The sequence below is a fragment of the Vibrio sp. 1978 genome (genome assembly GCF_033344345.1).
The window spans coordinates 95,513-111,205 of sequence record NZ_JAWPOP010000015.1 but is presented as its reverse complement, the minus strand read 5'-3'; the positions used below and the strand labels follow the sequence as shown (position 1 = coordinate 111,205).

At 46.6% G+C, this 15,693-nt stretch carries 13 protein-coding genes; 7 read left to right on the top strand and 6 right to left on the bottom strand.

The genetic code is table 11. From position 1 onward, the window contains the following. Positions 1–7 precede the first annotated feature (7 nt). From R8N49_RS15700 to R8N49_RS15690, 3 genes are all read right to left on the bottom strand, one after another. On the bottom strand, positions 8–1,732 hold the full coding sequence (locus R8N49_RS15700; RefSeq protein WP_213986350.1) for a putative 2-aminoethylphosphonate ABC transporter permease subunit: 1,725 nt from the start codon (positions 1,730–1,732) through the stop codon (positions 8–10). A gap of 8 nt (positions 1,733–1,740) precedes the next feature. Further along, positions 1,741–2,847, bottom strand: a complete 1,107-nt coding sequence (locus tag R8N49_RS15695) for a putative 2-aminoethylphosphonate ABC transporter ATP-binding protein (protein ID WP_186585507.1) — start codon at positions 2,845–2,847, stop codon at positions 1,741–1,743. 260 nt (positions 2,848–3,107) lie between these two features. Beyond that, the gene (locus R8N49_RS15690; protein WP_171342663.1) at positions 3,108–4,118 is read right to left on the bottom strand and encodes a putative 2-aminoethylphosphonate ABC transporter substrate-binding protein; all 1,011 of its coding nucleotides are present in this window, start codon (positions 4,116–4,118) and stop codon (positions 3,108–3,110) included. A gap of 266 nt (positions 4,119–4,384) precedes the next feature. Between R8N49_RS15690 and phnW the strand changes: the two genes are divergently transcribed. The 3 genes from phnW to phnX all read left to right on the top strand — a co-directional run bounded on the left by phnW (position 4,385) and on the right by phnX (position 7,789). Continuing rightward, complete coding sequence (gene phnW / locus R8N49_RS15685; protein ID WP_186585508.1) at positions 4,385–5,488, top strand: 2-aminoethylphosphonate--pyruvate transaminase; 1,104 nt, start codon at positions 4,385–4,387, stop codon at positions 5,486–5,488. Positions 5,489–5,514: 26 nt separating this feature from the next. Then, complete coding sequence (locus tag R8N49_RS15680) at positions 5,515–6,894, top strand: aspartate aminotransferase family protein (protein ID WP_186585509.1); 1,380 nt, start codon at positions 5,515–5,517, stop codon at positions 6,892–6,894. Between the two features lie 79 nt (positions 6,895–6,973). Beyond that, positions 6,974–7,789 carry a phosphonoacetaldehyde hydrolase gene (gene phnX / locus R8N49_RS15675; RefSeq protein WP_186585510.1) on the top strand — a complete coding sequence of 272 codons (816 nt, stop codon included), beginning with the start codon at positions 6,974–6,976 and terminating at the stop codon, positions 7,787–7,789. 86 nt (positions 7,790–7,875) lie between these two features. Here phnX and R8N49_RS15670 read toward each other — a convergent pair whose 3' ends face one another. Then, positions 7,876–8,904, bottom strand: coding sequence for a LacI family DNA-binding transcriptional regulator (locus R8N49_RS15670; RefSeq protein WP_005442357.1), 1,029 nt, complete (start codon positions 8,902–8,904; stop codon positions 7,876–7,878). A gap of 248 nt (positions 8,905–9,152) precedes the next feature. On the opposite strand from R8N49_RS15670, the gene R8N49_RS15665 reads away from it, so the two are divergent. Genes R8N49_RS15665 through R8N49_RS15655 form a run of 3 tightly spaced genes read left to right on the top strand, consistent with a single transcriptional unit; the run spans position 9,153 to position 11,209 of the window. Then, entirely contained in the window at positions 9,153–9,596 is a 444-nt protein-coding gene (locus R8N49_RS15665; RefSeq protein ID WP_005384357.1) for a PTS sugar transporter subunit IIA, read from the top strand. A gap of 59 nt (positions 9,597–9,655) precedes the next feature. Further along, positions 9,656–9,943, top strand: coding sequence for a PTS sugar transporter subunit IIB (locus R8N49_RS15660; RefSeq protein ID WP_258489549.1), 288 nt, complete (start codon positions 9,656–9,658; stop codon positions 9,941–9,943). A gap of 9 nt (positions 9,944–9,952) precedes the next feature. After that, positions 9,953–11,209: a PTS ascorbate transporter subunit IIC gene (locus R8N49_RS15655; protein ID WP_005384349.1), complete on the top strand. Its 1,257-nt coding sequence runs from the start codon at positions 9,953–9,955 to the stop codon at positions 11,207–11,209. Positions 11,210–11,426: 217 nt separating this feature from the next. On the opposite strand, the gene R8N49_RS15650 is transcribed toward R8N49_RS15655, so the two are convergent. Both R8N49_RS15650 and R8N49_RS15645 read right to left on the bottom strand, forming a co-directional pair. Then, entirely contained in the window at positions 11,427–11,789 is a 363-nt protein-coding gene (locus R8N49_RS15650; protein WP_005384348.1) for a hypothetical protein, read from the bottom strand. A gap of 9 nt (positions 11,790–11,798) precedes the next feature. Continuing rightward, complete coding sequence (locus tag R8N49_RS15645) at positions 11,799–13,829, bottom strand: S8 family serine peptidase (RefSeq protein WP_025768035.1); 2,031 nt, start codon at positions 13,827–13,829, stop codon at positions 11,799–11,801. Positions 13,830–14,295: 466 nt separating this feature from the next. Between R8N49_RS15645 and R8N49_RS15640 the strand changes: the two genes are divergently transcribed. Continuing rightward, a complete protein-coding gene (locus tag R8N49_RS15640; protein WP_017819748.1) occupies positions 14,296–15,552 on the top strand; it encodes a type 2 secretion system lipase in 1,257 nt (418 codons plus the stop codon). Positions 15,553–15,693 lie beyond the last annotated feature (141 nt).

Below are 15,693 nucleotides of genomic sequence, written 5' to 3'. Positions count from 1 at the left end.
AGTGTCCTTATCTTTTGCGCCAAGCTTGTGTGCGATTTTCTAACAATTTACCCAAAGTCATCTGAACAATCTTCGCAATTGCGGCAGCCATCATGATCATCACAGCCATTGCCGCAGCAGCGCCAGTTTGACCTGCATCGTCCATATTCAGAATCGAGACCGAAGCCGGAATCGTATCGGTTGAGTAAAGGAATACTACCGCAGAAGTGGTGGTCAATGCATTAACAAACAAGTAAGTCGCAATGTCCAAAATCGCAGGTAAACACACAGGTAATGTCACTTTAAAGAACAACTTGTACTGAGGAAGCTTCACCGATGCCGCCGTGGCTTCAATCTCTGATGGCAACTGCTTTAGCGCTGTCAGGGCGGTCATGTGACCCACTGTGTAGTAATGCACTACCGTGTTAATCACCAAGAATGCCATGGTGCCATAAAGCACGTTCAGAGGATTGTTCGCATCGTTGAAGTAAAAGATGTAACCCAAGCCAAGCACCATACCAGGAACCGCCATTGGCACCACGCTAAGCATTTGCATCACTTGACGAATTGGACCAAACGCACGTCCTTTCTCAATGCAGTAAGCACCGACAAAGATAATGGCTGTACCAATAACTGCCGTCCAACCTGCCAGCGTTAGCGAGTTGAAGAATGGGCTCCAACCGTAAGTGCTCATTTCAGCAAAGTTGTAGTTGTTTAGTGTCAGCGCTTTGTTCCAAGGCCAGAACGTAACTAACGAGCCATACACCGCCATGCCAAGTACTGCCAACACTGCAATAGAAATGATGCTGCAGTAAACCAAACAAATGCTGTCGCGCGCTTTGTTAGGTTCTGGCTGATAAGGCACCGAGCGAGTGTCAAATAAGCTCTTTTGCTTTTTCTGTACCCAGCGGTCTGCTCCAAATGCCATTACCGCAGGGAATAAAAGCATAATGCTGGTCACCGCCCCCATGGCAAAGTTTTGTTGCCCCACGACTTGCTTGAAGATGTCAGTCGCCAGAACGTTGTAGCTGCCACCAATCACTTTCGGCACACCAAAGTCCGTGATAACCAGTGTAAAGACGACGATAAGCGTACTGATCAAACCGTATTTCGCCGCAGGTAGCGTCACCATAAAGAAGGTTTTGATGGGCGATGTTTTAAGTGCGCGGGCAGCTTCATACAAACGGGCATCTGAAGTGCGCAGCGAAGTAGTCAAAATCATCAATGCATGAGGGAAGGTCCAGAAAATCAAACCCATCGAGATACCAATCACGCCGTAAATCGAGTTTCCTAACAACATCTCTTTGGCAATGCCTTGATTACCGAAAAGGAAGATCAAACTGATCGCTGGTAACAGCGAAGGCGCAAGAATTGGCGCAGTACCTAGGATTTGGAACAAACCTTTAAACGGCATGCATGAACGAGTCAGCGCGTAGGCATAGCCAAATGCAAGCACACCGACTAACGAGGTCACTATCACGCCCAAAGTGAAGGTGTTGCCCACCGACACCCACAAGCTTGAAGAGGAAAAGTACGTCGCAAAGTTTGCCAATCCGACAAATTCGCCATTGGCATTTTGCACACTCTTGGTCAACATAGCCCAAAGCGGCATTAAGATGAACAACACCATCATGGTCGACAAGCCAGCGAGCAAACCAAACAACACAAGGTTGTCGCGGCTAACACGTCCGAGTAGGGATTTTGCTTTGTCTTGTGTGGTCAGGCTATTCATCGTCATTGTCTTCGCATCCATGTTTACACCTACGCCGCTAGCGCTTTATCAACCGAGGGCACGGCGTAACCATGCAGCCCTTCTTCAGCAAACTGGATGTAACGTACATCGCCCGCCTTGATATTGAGTTTTTGAACCGTTTCCACAGGCACATCCACGACGATGGTTTTCGTTGCGCTGTCGTTTTGCAATACGCAATCAATGCGGAAAAACGCCCCCAAAAACTCGGTAGCCGTAACTCTCACAGGTAAAGAATTGGTGTAGTTTTCAACGAACTTGATACTTTCAGGACGCACCGCAAGGTCGAAGCGGTCACCGCGTTGGATCTTACGATTAGTCAAGCTTGGCGCTGGCATTAGGGTTTCTGCAATGCGTACTTGGGAGTCCGTTGCGGCTGAGGTTTCAATAAAGTTCATGCTGCCGACAAACTCAGCGACAAAGCGCGTTGCTGGTTGTTGGTAGATTTCTTGAGGTGTGCCAACTTGCTCAATCACGCCATGGTTCATTACCACGATACGATCCGCCATCGACAACGCTTCATCCTGATCGTGCGTAACCATGATGGTGGTGATGCCCAGCTTACGTTGCAGCTTGCAAATCTCATCACGTAAGTGAACACGTACTTTTGCATCCAGCGCTGACAGCGGCTCATCCAATAACAATAAACCCGGAGACAACGCCAATGCACGAGCCAAAGCAACACGCTGTTGTTGACCGCCAGAAAGTTGATTAGGAAATTTCTCGCCAGAGGTTGGAAGACCAATGGTTTCTAGCCAGTAATCCACCTTCTCTAACGCTTCTTTGGTCGACATACCTTGGTTTTTCAAACCCACCGCAATGTTCTCTTGCACAGTTAGGTTCGGAAACAGCGCATAAGATTGGAATACGATGCCGAAATCGCGCTTCTCTGGTGGTAGGAATGTGGTCTCTTGACCGTTTTGAAAAATTGCACCAGACGTTGGCAAGTCTAGGCCTGCAATGGCACGTAATAGAGTGGTTTTACCGCAGCCAGAAGGACCAAGAAAACAAACAAACTCGCCCTTTTCAATCGCTAGCGAGATTTTCTTTAATGCAGTGAACTGTCCGAATTGCTTCACTACATTTTCGATATTTAGGTAATGTTGGTTAGTTGACATAACACACGCTCCAGATGGTATATACCAACTTTAGTTTTGGAGTGTTACGTTCCAATGACAAATTTATAGCCAGAAGATGACAAATAGATGAAGGGAGATGAGAGTGGTAATTAGAGATTCCCGACTTTCTTAAGTCCGTCATTCCAGCGAACCTAGGTGAGACTAGGAATCTACTTGCAGCAAACTCTGAAATAACATAGAAAACAAAAAATCCACCTCAACCGAGGTGGATTTCAGTATTCAACTCAAAGCAAATTCAATTAAGATTTTGGCTCTGATTTCGCGTCAAATTTCTCAGACCATGCCGTTAGAATCTCTGCACGCTTGCTGCCCATTTGCGCAAAGTCCATCTTCGCCATGTTCTCTTGAACATTAGGGAAGTTAGACACAGTAGCTTTCACTTCTTTATGTGCAACCACTGGGTACATTTCTACGTAAAGCTCGTTTGCCGCTTTAGAGATTGACCAGTCGACAACACGTTTCGCTGCATCCGACTCTTTTACTAGACCAACGGCTTCTGATTCCCAACCGATGCCTTTTGGTGTGATCACCGCTAGTGGCGCGCCTTGTGTTTTCAACTTCGCGCCGCGGCTTGCCATCGAGATACCGATAGCCACTTCACCCATACCCGCTTGAACACATGGCTTAGAACCCGAGTGCGTGTAGTGTGCAATGTTCTTGTCTAAGTCACGCATGTAGTTCCATGCCTGATCTTCACCCATGTTTTGTAGCCACGCAGAAACTTGCATGTAGCCAGTGCCCGAAGACGCAGGGTTCGGCATTGCAATGTGACCTTTGTAAACCGGCTTTGTTAGGTCTTCCCAAGAAGTTGGTTTCGGTAGGTTAAGTTGTTTCGCTACCGCTTCGTTGAAACAAACTGCGTTAAAGAACGCATCGTTACCAAACCAAGCTTGGTTTGATTGAGGGTCGTTTAGGTTCGCGTGCAGCTCTTCCAAACCTTTTGGTGTGTAAGGCTTAAGAAGACCTTCATCTTTAAGCAGTGCCATTGACGATCCAGCAAGACCCCAAACCACTTCCGCTTGAGGGTTGTTCTTTTCGGCCAGCAATTTCGCCGTCATGATACCGGTGGAATCGCGAACCCACTTAATCTTGATATCTGGGTTATCTTTCTCAAACGCAGACTTGTATTTAGCAAGAATGTCAGTTTCGAAAGCGGTGTAAACCGTGACTTCCTGTGCTGCCATTGCATTCGTAGCTAGCAGAGAGACAAGTGCAGCCAGCGATCCTTTCATCAAACGGTTTTTCATCATTTTCTCCAGTTAATTTGGCCAAGTTTTAATTTGGTCTGTACCAGTTGACGATATACACCCTACTGAGCCTTTGTGACGAAATCATGACCATTAAATGGCAGTTTTACGAAAATTTGCGATGAATAATCGTTCAATTGATCCGCAATTTTCTGGATATTAAAGTTTTATGAAATTGGACATTCGCCTATTTACTGCCCTTTTCTTCCTCGCTAGAGTTAACTCGAAATTTGGTGTAGACCAATTAGCCTATTCTAATGGAAATCGAGATGAAAAACGAATACCTACTACTGACTCCAGGTCCTCTATCTACTTCTGAAACAGTACGTGAAGCCATGCTAAAAGACTGGTGTACTTGGGATGATGAATACAACAAAGACATTGTAGAAGTGATCCGCACTAAGCTTGTAAAACTGGCGACGGAGCAAGACAGCTACACCAGCGTACTAATGCAAGGTAGCGGCACCGCATCAGTAGAAGCAACGATTGGCAGTGCCATTGGCAAAGATGGAAAATTGTTGGTTGTCGACAACGGTGCTTACGGTGCGCGTATCGCTCAGATCGCTGAATACCTAAATATTCCATGCCATGTAGTTTCCCCAGGCGAAACATCACAGCCACACTTGAACGAGGTGGAAACTGCATTGGCATCGGATCCTGCGATCACACACGTGGCAATTGTTCACTGTGAGACAACCACTGGCATGCTGAACCCAATTGAGGCGTTTGCTTCTGCGGCAAAAGCACACGGTAAAGTGGTGATTCTCGATGCCATGTCGAGCTTTGGTGGCATTCCTATCGATATTGCAGAATTAGGCATCGATTTTATGATCAGCTCTGCAAACAAATGTATTCAAGGCGTGCCGGGTTTTGGCTTTGTGATTGCAAAACAAACTGAGCTAGAAAAGTGCCAAGGTCAGGCACGTTCTTTGAGCCTTGACCTTTACGACCAGTGGCACTGCATGGAAGTGAATCACGGCAAATGGCGTTTCACGTCTCCAACGCACACGGTTCGCGCTTTCTATCAAGCATTGTTAGAGCTGGAACAAGAAGGCGGTATTGAGGCTCGTCATCACCGTTACCAAACTAACCAGAAAACACTGGTTGCAGGTATGCGTTCTTTGGGGTTTGAACCGCTACTGAGTGACGATCTTCACTCGCCAATCATCACTTCTTTCTACTCTCCGACGCACAGTGATTACCAGTTCAAAACGTTCTACACACGTTTAAAAGAGCAAGGTTTTGTGATTTATCCGGGTAAGGTATCGAACGCAGATTGCTTCCGTATCGGCAACATTGGCGAAGTTTACCCAGCTGATATCGAGCGCTTAATCGGTGCAATTGAAAAAGCAATGTACTGGCAAGTTGCGTAAAGCAGCCTTCTGATTGAGAGAGCGTTATGACTCAGAATATCAAACCGACCCATTTCCGCAGCGAAGGCGATGTCAACACGACACCAGCGCGCCAAGCTTGGAACGCATCGATGGACGACGAGCGCACGCAAGCATTACTGAAGCGTGATTCGGAGGTCTTTCTTCATCAAGCCATGTCAACGCCTTGCTTAGATACATTGGAAGCGGCAGAAGGCATCTATATCCAAGATGCTACCGGCAAAAAGTACATGGATTTCCATGGTAATAACGTCCACCAGTTGGGCTATGGTCATCCGCATGTGATTAAACGTGTGCAAGAGCAAATTGCCAAACTGCCGTTTTCACCGCGTCGTTTTACCAACGAGACCGCGATTGAATGTGCCGAAAAACTCACCCAAATCTGTGGCGGCGAATTGAATCGCGTGCTGTTTGCTCCGGGTGGCACATCTGCGGTTGGCATGGCACTTAAACTAGCGCGCCACATCACGGGCAACTACAAGGTGGTGTCTCTGTGGGATTCCTTCCACGGCGCATCGTTGGATGCCATCTCAGTAGGTGGCGAAGCGTGTTTCCGCCAAGGCATGGGACCATTAATGGCAGGTGTTGAACGCATTCCACCAGCCGTGTCTTACCGAGGCGCTTTCCCAGTAGAGGACGGCAGCGACGTGCATTACGCCGATTACCTCGAATACGTGATTGAGAAAGAAGGCGGCGTGGGCGCATTTATCGCAGAAGCGGTTCGCAACACGGATGTTCAAGTGCCGAGTAAAGCCTACTGGAAACGCATCCGTGAAATCTGTGACAAACACAATGTCATGCTGATCATCGACGACATCCCTAACGGCATGGGTCGCAGCGGTGAATGGTTTACATACCAAGCCTACGACATCGAGCCAGATATGCTCTGCATCGGTAAAGGCTTGGGTGGTGGCTTAGTGCCTATCGCAGCCATGGTGACCAAAGACAAATACAACACTGCTGAGCAGATCTCCATGGGCCATTACACTCATGAGAAAAGCCCTATCGGTTGTGCAGCGGCACTGGCAACCATGGAAGCTATTGAGCAAGACGGTTTGCTAGATAAAGCCAAAGCCGACAGCCAGTTCATGCGTGAAAAGTTGCTAGAGATGAAAGCCAAGTACCCAGTGATTGGCGATGTTCGTGGCATCGGCATGTTATGGGGCATTGAACTGGTCACTGACCACGAAAGCAAAGCACGCGCGTATGACGAAGCGGAAGCTGTGCTGTACCAATGCCTCAACAACGGAGTGAGCTTCAAGGTATCGCAAGGTAACGTGATTCAGCTCAGCCCACCGCTGATCATTACTCGCGAACAACTAACCGAAGCGTTGGCGATATTCGAAGAAGCCATCGCCAAAGTATGCAAAGACTTTAACTACTTCTAACCTCAACAAAAACCAATTTATCCTGAGCGCAGTTCCAACGTGTAGGCAGCGCTCTGGCAAGCAAGAAAAAGGATTGAACATGAGCAACTCACCAATTCAAGCAGTGATCTTTGACTGGGCTGGCACTATCGTCGATTTCGGCTCTTTTGCGCCAACCAGTATCTTTGTGGAAGCGTTCAAACAAGGTTTTGATTTTGAAATCGACCTTAAAGAAGCACGTGAACCAATGGGGCTTGGTAAGTGGGATCACATCCAAGCTGTGGGTCGTATTCCTGCTGTTGATAAGCGTTGGAATAAGAAGTTTGGTCGCTCAATGACCAGCGAAGACATCGACGCTATCTACGCAGCATTCATGCCTCTGCAAAAAGCAAAAGTGGCTGACCACGCAGACCCCATCCTTAATGCGATTAAAGTTGTGAACGGTCTGAAAGACAAAAGCATCAAGATCGGTTCTTGTTCTGGTTACCCTCGTGAAGTGATGGACGTATTGATTCCAGTGGCGGCGGATTACGGCTACAAACCGGATTACGTAGTAGCAACAGATGACCTGCCTCAAGGTGGTCGCCCAGCACCATTTATGGCACTGAAAAACGTGATTGAGCTGAATGTAACCGACGTTAAAGCGTGTATCAAAGTGGATGACGCAGCACCGGGCATTGATGAAGGTCACAACGCCGGTATGTGGACCGTTGGCTTGCTGCTTTCTGGTAACGAAGCAGGTCTGACGTTTGAAGAATACCAAGCTGCGGACGAAGCAACGCTTAATGCCGCTCGTGAAAAAGCGCGTGCAAAATTGCTCAAGAGCTCGCCGCACTACCTCATCGACACCATTGCTGACTTCCCAGAAGTGGTTGCAGATATCGAACGTCGCCTAGCAGCAGGTGAGCGTCCGTAGTCGAGAATCACTGTTCTCACGTATAAAAAAACCTCTCAGCATTGAGAGGTTTTTTGTATCGCGTTTTAGTATCTAACCAAATCAAATTAGTTGATCGCAGTGCTCGCTCGGCGTTTTAGCTTAAAGCCCATATCCGTTGCATGCTCTACAGGCTCACCTTTAATGGCTTGCAGTAACTTGTCTGCAGCTTTCGTCCCCATGCGTTCGTAGTCGAATTCCGCACAGGTCAAACTTGGATAGGCGTGCTCACCCATGGAAGAACCTTCCAAACAGATAATCGCAATGTCGGTCGGGACTTTCAGCACTCGGCGGTGACACTCAAACAACGCGCCAATCGCAATCTCTTCATGGCTACATACCAAAGCATTCAAACTTGAATCGCGCAGCAATAGCTTTGCCAACCCTTCCGCACCCAATTGTGAAGATGGTGCTTCGTGCGTGGTTAAGAAATGATCCGGCGCAAGATAGTTCTCAATCATCGCGCTTTGCCAGCCGTGTAGCTTACGTTGCAAAGTGGAGTGATCGCCACGCGCACCAATGAAGCCCACGTTCTTGAAGCCTTGTTCAATCACATGCTTGGTACAGGCTTTACCCACCTCAAAATGGTCAACGCCGATATTGAGATAACTGGCTTTCGAACTTAACTCTGCAATTTCCAATACTGGCGTGTTCGAGGCTTCCAAAAGCTGATTGGTTCGCTGGCTGTGTTCATTACCAAACAACACCACTCCCGCTGGGCGGCTCTCAAGAAATGTCGAAAGCAGTTTCTCTTCTTGCTCTACCGAGTAATCACTGTAGCCAAGCAGCAACTGATAACCCGCTTTGTTCAACGCTTGTTGAAAGCTCGGTAAGAAAAGCGCGCACGCTTTTTCAAACAGGGAAGGAATGATAAGAGCGATGGAGTAACTTTCAGCAGACGCCAAAGCCCCTGCCGCTTTATTCGGGATATAGCCGAGCTCATCAACCACTTGTTGAATCTTTTCTCTCAGCTTGTCAGATACTAGCTCGGGCGTTCGTAATGCTCGCGACACCGTCATGGTGCCTACGCCGGCTTTTTTAGCGACGTCCGCCAAGGTGACATTGCCAGTACTTCTTCGTTTGCGAGGTTCGCTCATTGTTCTTATTTAGTGTTCTCTATTTTCTGCCGCGACATCTTACCACAGCGTTTTAGTGGTTTTGATATTAGCGCATTAGAAGTCGATCACAAGCATATGAAACTCGGATGACTGATAAAAATGGTAGCGCTATCACAATTTATGATAGCGCTATCAGATAGCGCTACCATTTGTGATCATTCTCAGGTTTTTCTGACAAATTGATCGATAAAGTACCCATCAACAAAACAACAAACCGGAAAGATCCAATGCTACGTGAACTGATTACCTCTGATGTGATTCGCATCCATTCTGATGCTACTGACTGGAAAGATGCGGTGAGCAAATCCTGTGAAGCACTGATTGAAAATGGCGCGATTGAGCCAAGCTACGTGGACGCTATTTACCGCTCACACGAAGAGCTCGGTCCTTACTACGTGGTAGGTCCTGGTATGGCAATGCCACACGCTCGCCCTGAAGATGGCGTTAACCGTTTGTCTCTTGCCATCACAGTGATTCAAAACGGCGTGAACTTCGATTCTGAAGGTAACGACCCAGTAAAAATGCTGGTTACGCTAGCCGCGACAGACAGTAACTCGCACGTGGATGCGATTTCTAAACTGGCTGAGTTGTTTATGAATGAAGAGCATGTAGAAGCCATCTGCACCGCTCAAAACACACAAGATGTTCTCGCGATCATCGAAAAATACTAACTCCTGATGTGCCCTTAAAAAATGGGCATACACCCCTATAAAAAGAAAAGGTCTGAATTATGAAAATTATGGTTGTTTGCGGTCACGGTCTTGGTACTAGCCTAATGATGGAAATGAGCATCAAAGGCATCGTGAAAGAATTGAATGTAAACGCAGAAGTGGATCATATCGATCTAGGCTCTGCAAAAGGTACGGGTTGTGACATCTTCATCGGTACTAACGACATCGTTGAACAGTTGAACGCACTTGGCGTTGAACCTCGCATCGTTGCGCTTGATAACATGGTCGACAAAGTGGCAATGAAAGAGCGTCTATCTGTGGCACTTCAAGAGCTTGGCGCTCTATAAGGTGACGTTATGGAATTTTTCAGTTTCTTAATGAACGATGTCCTATCAGAGCCGGCGGTTCTGGTAGGTCTCATCGCCCTAATCGGCTTAATTGCCCAGAAAAAACCGGTCACCGAGTGCATTAAAGGCACGGTAAAAACCATTCTTGGTTTCATCGTGCTTGGCGCGGGTGCGGGTCTGGTTGTGACTTCTCTGGGTGACTTTGCGACGATTTTCCAACACGCGTTCGGCATCACAGGCGTGGTTCCAAACAACGAAGCTATCGTCTCTATCGCACAAGAAGCGTTTGGTAAAGAGATGGCGATGATCATGTTCTTCGGTATGTTAGTGAACATCTTGATCGCTCGCTTCACGCCATGGAAATTCATCTTCCTAACGGGTCACCACACGTTATTTATGTCGATGATGGTAGCGGCGATCCTTGCTTCTAGCGGCATGAAAGGTGTTCCACTGATCGCACTTGGCTCTCTGGTTGTGGGCTCTGTGATGGTGTTCTTCCCTGCGATTGCTCACAAGTACATGAAGCAAGTAACAGGTTCTGACGACGTTGCGATTGGTCACTTCTCTACCCTTTCTTACGTACTAGCGGGCTTTATTGGCAGCAAGTTCGGTAACAAAGAACACTCTACTGAAGAGATGAACGTACCTAAGAGCTTGTTGTTCCTACGTGATACGCCTGTAGCAATCTCGTTCACCATGGGCATCATCTTTATGGTGACGTGTATCTTTGCTGGCGGTGACTTTGTACGCGAAGTTAGCGGTGGTAAGCACTGGTTCATGTTCGCGCTGATGCAATCCATCACATTCGCCGGTGGTGTGTACGTTATCCTTCAAGGTGTACGTATGGTTATCGCAGAAATCGTTCCGGCGTTTAAAGGCATCTCAGACAAACTAGTACCAAACGCGAAACCTGCGCTTGATTGTCCGGTTGTATTCCCATACGCACCAAACGCAGTATTGGTTGGCTTCCTATCGAGCTTTGCGGCGGGTCTTTTGGGTATGTTCCTACTTTACGTGATGGGGCTTACTGTGATTATCCCTGGTGTCGTTCCACACTTCTTTGTAGGTGCAGCGGCAGGTGTATTTGGTAACGCTACAGGTGGTCGTCGCGGTGCAATCTTGGGTGCTTTTGCACAAGGTCTACTGATTACCTTCCTACCAGTATTCCTAATGCCAGTACTGGGTGACCTAGGCTTTGCTAACACGACCTTTAGTGACGCAGACTTCGGCGCTGTTGGTATCCTACTGGGTCTGATTGTTCGCTAAGTAGTTAGTCTGAATATAACTAGCTGATAACTGACTTGATTGATGCGCGAATAGGCTCATCGGCATCAATCTTCAAGAATATCTCGTCATAGCAAACGACTGGCTTTAGAAGAAACCAGTCATAAAAAATAATCATAGAAAACAATCGTAGAAAGAAAACAAACGCCCCTAACGTGAGGGGCGTTTTCTTTTTGGCACTATCTTAAGGAGGTTTGGCTTATTGAAGCGTATTTCCGTTAGATAGCAGCTTTCTTGTCGGCTCTTGCTCAGTGTATTCGACCGCATCGTGATCCGCGAGCTTATCGACTTCCGCCTGTTCACCCACCACAATCAACACATGTTGTTTCACCAGAGCATCGACCACTTCAATGTTGTGCTGACGAAGAAGCGCTCTCACTTCGCTCTCTTTTCCTTCATGATACTTAACAAAGTAACGTGCAGGTTGCTGCTCGGCTTGATCTTGGCGTTCATCCACGAGAGGAAATCCTTGATTGTTTGCCAAGCTGCTTGAGCTCAGTCCGATTGCCAATAGTGCGGTAGCGCCTACCGCAGACAAAGAAAGTAAGGTCAACTTCTTCATAGCCACTCCTTATTGAAAGGTCAGAGTCCAACTGTTGATGGTGCCTGTGTCTCTTCTGGCACTGTCCACCGCTTTTAGTTCCCATGTACCTTGCGATTCAAAACCAGAAAAATCCGCTTGGAACGTGTTTTTTATATCGTTAGCGCTGCCGCCAGTATTATTGTGAAGTACAACTTCTCCACCAGTCGGTGACGTTAAAGTCACTCGTAGATCACCGATGTAAGTGTGGCTAATATCAACGTCAATACTTACTGTGCCTGAATCACCAGAGCGATCGACTTCTACTGCACTGATTGCGCCAGAAGATTTATTATCTGGAATCGCAACAGGGCTGGTATTTGAGAAGCTAGAGTCCGAAGAGCTACCACCATCAGGTCCATTACAGCCAGCGTCCAAGAACAGCTTCGCCGCTTCAGCATTAACTAGGCCGTGGCCAGTACGGTTGTCTCGACCAGCAACATCAATATCTGTTGCAGTTTTCACTAGGGCATTACGTACTTGCGCTGCGGTACAGGTTGGGTGGTAACTCCACACCAAGCCAGCTACGCCCGTTACGTGCGGTGTCGCCATTGATGTACCATTGTAGTACTCGTAATCTTCACCAGAGGTTGTTGCAACAGTAATTTCCTGACCAACATACCCCAACAGCTCTTGACCAAATGCACGATCAACCGTTACCGAAACCATACGATAAGCGTTGTTTGTGTCTACCAAGAAAGGGTTTTGTAAACCAGGTAGTTCAGAGTTGCTGTATACGATTGCAGCTCGCGCACCCGCATTGTAACAAGCCTGAACCGCATCTACTTCAGGGTAGTTTCCTGAAGACTGGTTGCCGATACGCTCAGTCAAACAAATTTTGCCCGACATATCACCACAGTTAAAGTTACCGCCAGAGACATCACAGCTATCTAGCGTTGCCGTTACTGAACCCGCGATTGGATCCGGAACATACGAAGAACCGTTATTGATCAAACGATTGTGAGGAACAATCCCACGATCAAACTGACTGACACCATTCAAGGTAATATCAGAAAGTTTACCTTCACCTACCGTAACCGTTGATAAGATCGCCACACCCGGGCCTGAGATCTCAACTTGATTAGTAGATTGTGAGAACGCTGCATGATCATTTTGATTATCAACAGCCGCAACAGACATCACTGAGTCATAAGAAGCTGGATAGCTGTGCGCTGTATTGCCATCATTACCCGCAGCGGCGATCAATAGAACGCCTTGATCGTAAATATTTTGCAGTGCATTTTGCTCAGTTCGGCTTGATTGACTACCACCAAGGCTCATGTTCACAACGTTAGCACCATTATCGGCACAGGTCTGGATAGCTTTAACAAGCCCAGATGAGTAACCCCAACCCGATTCGTTAAATACTTTCACGATGTGCAAATTAACATTCTGGTTTGGCATCACACCCTTTACACCTTCGGTGTTGGCAATCGCAGCAATCGTACCCGCGACGTGAGTACCGTGGGCATTGTTGTTACCCGGATCACTCCATGATCCCGTACCACTATCGTTAGTACCAGCAACGCGGTTACCGCTTAGGTCGTTGTGCGAAATGTCGTACCCTGAATCGATAATACATACAGTGCGATTACCCGCATTGAAGTCAGCTAGCAGTTGAGCATTAACCGCTTCATATCCCCATGGGGTCGTTTCGCTGAGCAAATAGCGAGGTGGATCGACTTCCACGTATTCCACATCACTACGATTGCGAAGCGGCTCTAAGTCATCGCCATCCAATTCAACGCTGTAAATGGCGCGATTGCCTAGTTTTTCCACCTTACGTGCCTTCACCTGTTCTAGAACAGACTCCTGCGCGATTCGTGGCCCCCAGAATGAGTTACCACCCATTGAAGAACGGCTGACTGCATCTTCTTTGAATTTGACGATGTACTTCGTCGGTAACTTAGATTCATCAAATCCCATTGGTGGAGCCGCAAACGCTGACATCGAAGTGGTCAGTGCTATTGCTACGGCAGACAACGAAAATAAGCCTTGTTTTTTACTTGTTGTGTAGTGCATTTGCCCTATTCCTTATTTGAGCTAATTTTTATTCACTATATTCTCATGAAAAGTCATCATCATGATGTTTGCATGAGAGCTTCAGCTATAGTTTACAGAGCAAAAATGCCAAACAATTTGTTTCATGAATATACAAATTTGTACAAAAGATCATTCAATAAACACTTTAAGTTAACATTAAAAATCACCGACAAAACCTTATAAAGCAATTACTTAATTAACAAAAAGTGAATGTTAAATTAATGTTAGTGAGTAATTATTCTAAATATCACCCATTTAATCGATTGCTATGCTGAATGGATTTTTTGACCGTGGTGCCAAAACTGAAATATTGAATATTTAGTTGTTGACTGTCTTGAGCATTTACTCAGAATTAGAAGGTTTAGTGAGAAAAATTCTCATCTAAATACTGTTATAGCCGAGCGTATTCACGCATTCGGAACAATAACCATTACAAGAAGAGTGAATGATGAAAAAAACAATCACACTATTAACTGCATTACTTCCGCTTGCCTCCGCCATTGCAGAGGAGCCAACTTTATCACCAGCAATGGTTTCTGCGGCTGAAGTGGTTAGCGCGCAAGAAAATCAAACTTATACGTACGTTCGATGCTGGTATCGTACGAGCCACTCTAAGGACGATGCGGCTACCGATTGGAAATGGGCAAAAAACCAAGATGGTAGTGACTTCACTATCGATGGCTATTGGTGGAGCTCTGTTTCATTTAAAAACATGTTCTACACCAATACCTCACAAAACGTAATTCGTCAGCGTTGTGAAGAAACACTAGATCTAGCGAACGAGAACGCAGACATTACATTTTTTGCTGCTGACAATCGTTATTCTTATAACCACACGATCTGGAGCAATGATGCTGCAATGCAACCAGATCAGATAAACAAAGTAGTGGCTTTAGGCGATAGCTTGTCTGATACAGGCAACATCTTTAACGCGTCCCAATGGCGCTTTCCTAACCCGAATAGCTGGTTCTTGGGTCACTTCTCAAACGGTTTTGTTTGGACGGAATACGTTGCTAAAGCCAAAAACTTACCGCTATACAACTGGGCAGTTGGTGGCGCAGCAGGTGAAAACCAATACATCGCGCTAACTGGTGTCGGCGAACAAGTTTCTTCTTACTTAACCTACACAAAGCTGGCGAAGAACTACAACCCTGCTAACACATTGTTTACGTTAGAGTTTGGTTTAAATGATTTCATGAACTACAACCGTAGCGTGCCGGAAGTAAAAGCGGATTACGCTGAAGCTCTGATTCGTTTAACAGACGCTGGCGCGAAGAACTTCATGTTGATGACACTGCCAGATGCAACCAAAGCACCACAGTTCAAATACTCAACACAGGAAGAAATTGAAACGATTCGTGCGAAAGTATTGAAGATGAACGAGTTCATCAAAGCACAAGCGATGTACTACAAAGCCCAAGGCTACAACATCGCATTGTTTGATACACACGCACTGTTTGAGAAGTTAACCTCGGCACCAGAAGAACACGGTTTCGTAAATGCAAGCGACCCTTGCTTAGACATCAACCGTTCATCCTCTGTTGACTACATGTACACTCACTCATTACGTTCTGAATGTGCAGCATCTGGCGCAGATAAGTTCGTGTTCTGGGATGTGACTCACCCAACCACAGCAACGCATCGTTATGTGGCTGAAAAAATGTTAGAAAGCAGCAATAACTTAGAAGAGTTTCGCTTTTAATGAGCCGTTGTTGTTCATTGCAAGTTAATCTGCATAAAAATGACCACGATGCTTCGTGGTCATTTTTTATCGATATCGAACCCCGATACGGGTTTATTTGAGCTCGCTTACTTCAAGCCGTTGATTTAGAGACGTTGACTT

Bases quoted from the DNA above. Each gene is read 5' to 3' on its own strand.
- R8N49_RS15650 (WP_005384348.1), bottom strand. From the start codon at position 11,789: ATGAAGAAGTTGACCTTACTTTCTTTGTCTGCGGTAGGCGCTACCGCA.
- phnW (WP_186585508.1), top strand. From the start codon at position 4,385: ATGAAAAACGAATACCTACTACTGACTCCAGGTCCTCTATCTACTTCT.
- R8N49_RS15690 (WP_171342663.1), bottom strand. From the start codon at position 4,118: ATGATGAAAAACCGTTTGATGAAAGGATCGCTGGCTGCACTTGTCTCT.
- R8N49_RS15700 (WP_213986350.1), bottom strand. From the start codon at position 1,732: ATGGATGCGAAGACAATGACGATGAATAGCCTGACCACACAAGACAAA.
- R8N49_RS15645 (WP_025768035.1), bottom strand. From the start codon at position 13,829: ATGCACTACACAACAAGTAAAAAACAAGGCTTATTTTCGTTGTCTGCC.
- phnX (WP_186585510.1), top strand. From the start codon at position 6,974: ATGAGCAACTCACCAATTCAAGCAGTGATCTTTGACTGGGCTGGCACT.
- R8N49_RS15640 (WP_017819748.1), top strand. From the start codon at position 14,296: ATGATGAAAAAAACAATCACACTATTAACTGCATTACTTCCGCTTGCC.
- R8N49_RS15680 (WP_186585509.1), top strand. From the start codon at position 5,515: ATGACTCAGAATATCAAACCGACCCATTTCCGCAGCGAAGGCGATGTC.
- R8N49_RS15670 (WP_005442357.1), bottom strand. From the start codon at position 8,904: ATGAGCGAACCTCGCAAACGAAGAAGTACTGGCAATGTCACCTTGGCG.
- R8N49_RS15695 (WP_186585507.1), bottom strand. From the start codon at position 2,847: ATGTCAACTAACCAACATTACCTAAATATCGAAAATGTAGTGAAGCAA.
- R8N49_RS15655 (WP_005384349.1), top strand. From the start codon at position 9,953: ATGGAATTTTTCAGTTTCTTAATGAACGATGTCCTATCAGAGCCGGCG.
- R8N49_RS15660 (WP_258489549.1), top strand. From the start codon at position 9,656: ATGAAAATTATGGTTGTTTGCGGTCACGGTCTTGGTACTAGCCTAATG.
- R8N49_RS15665 (WP_005384357.1), top strand. From the start codon at position 9,153: ATGCTACGTGAACTGATTACCTCTGATGTGATTCGCATCCATTCTGAT.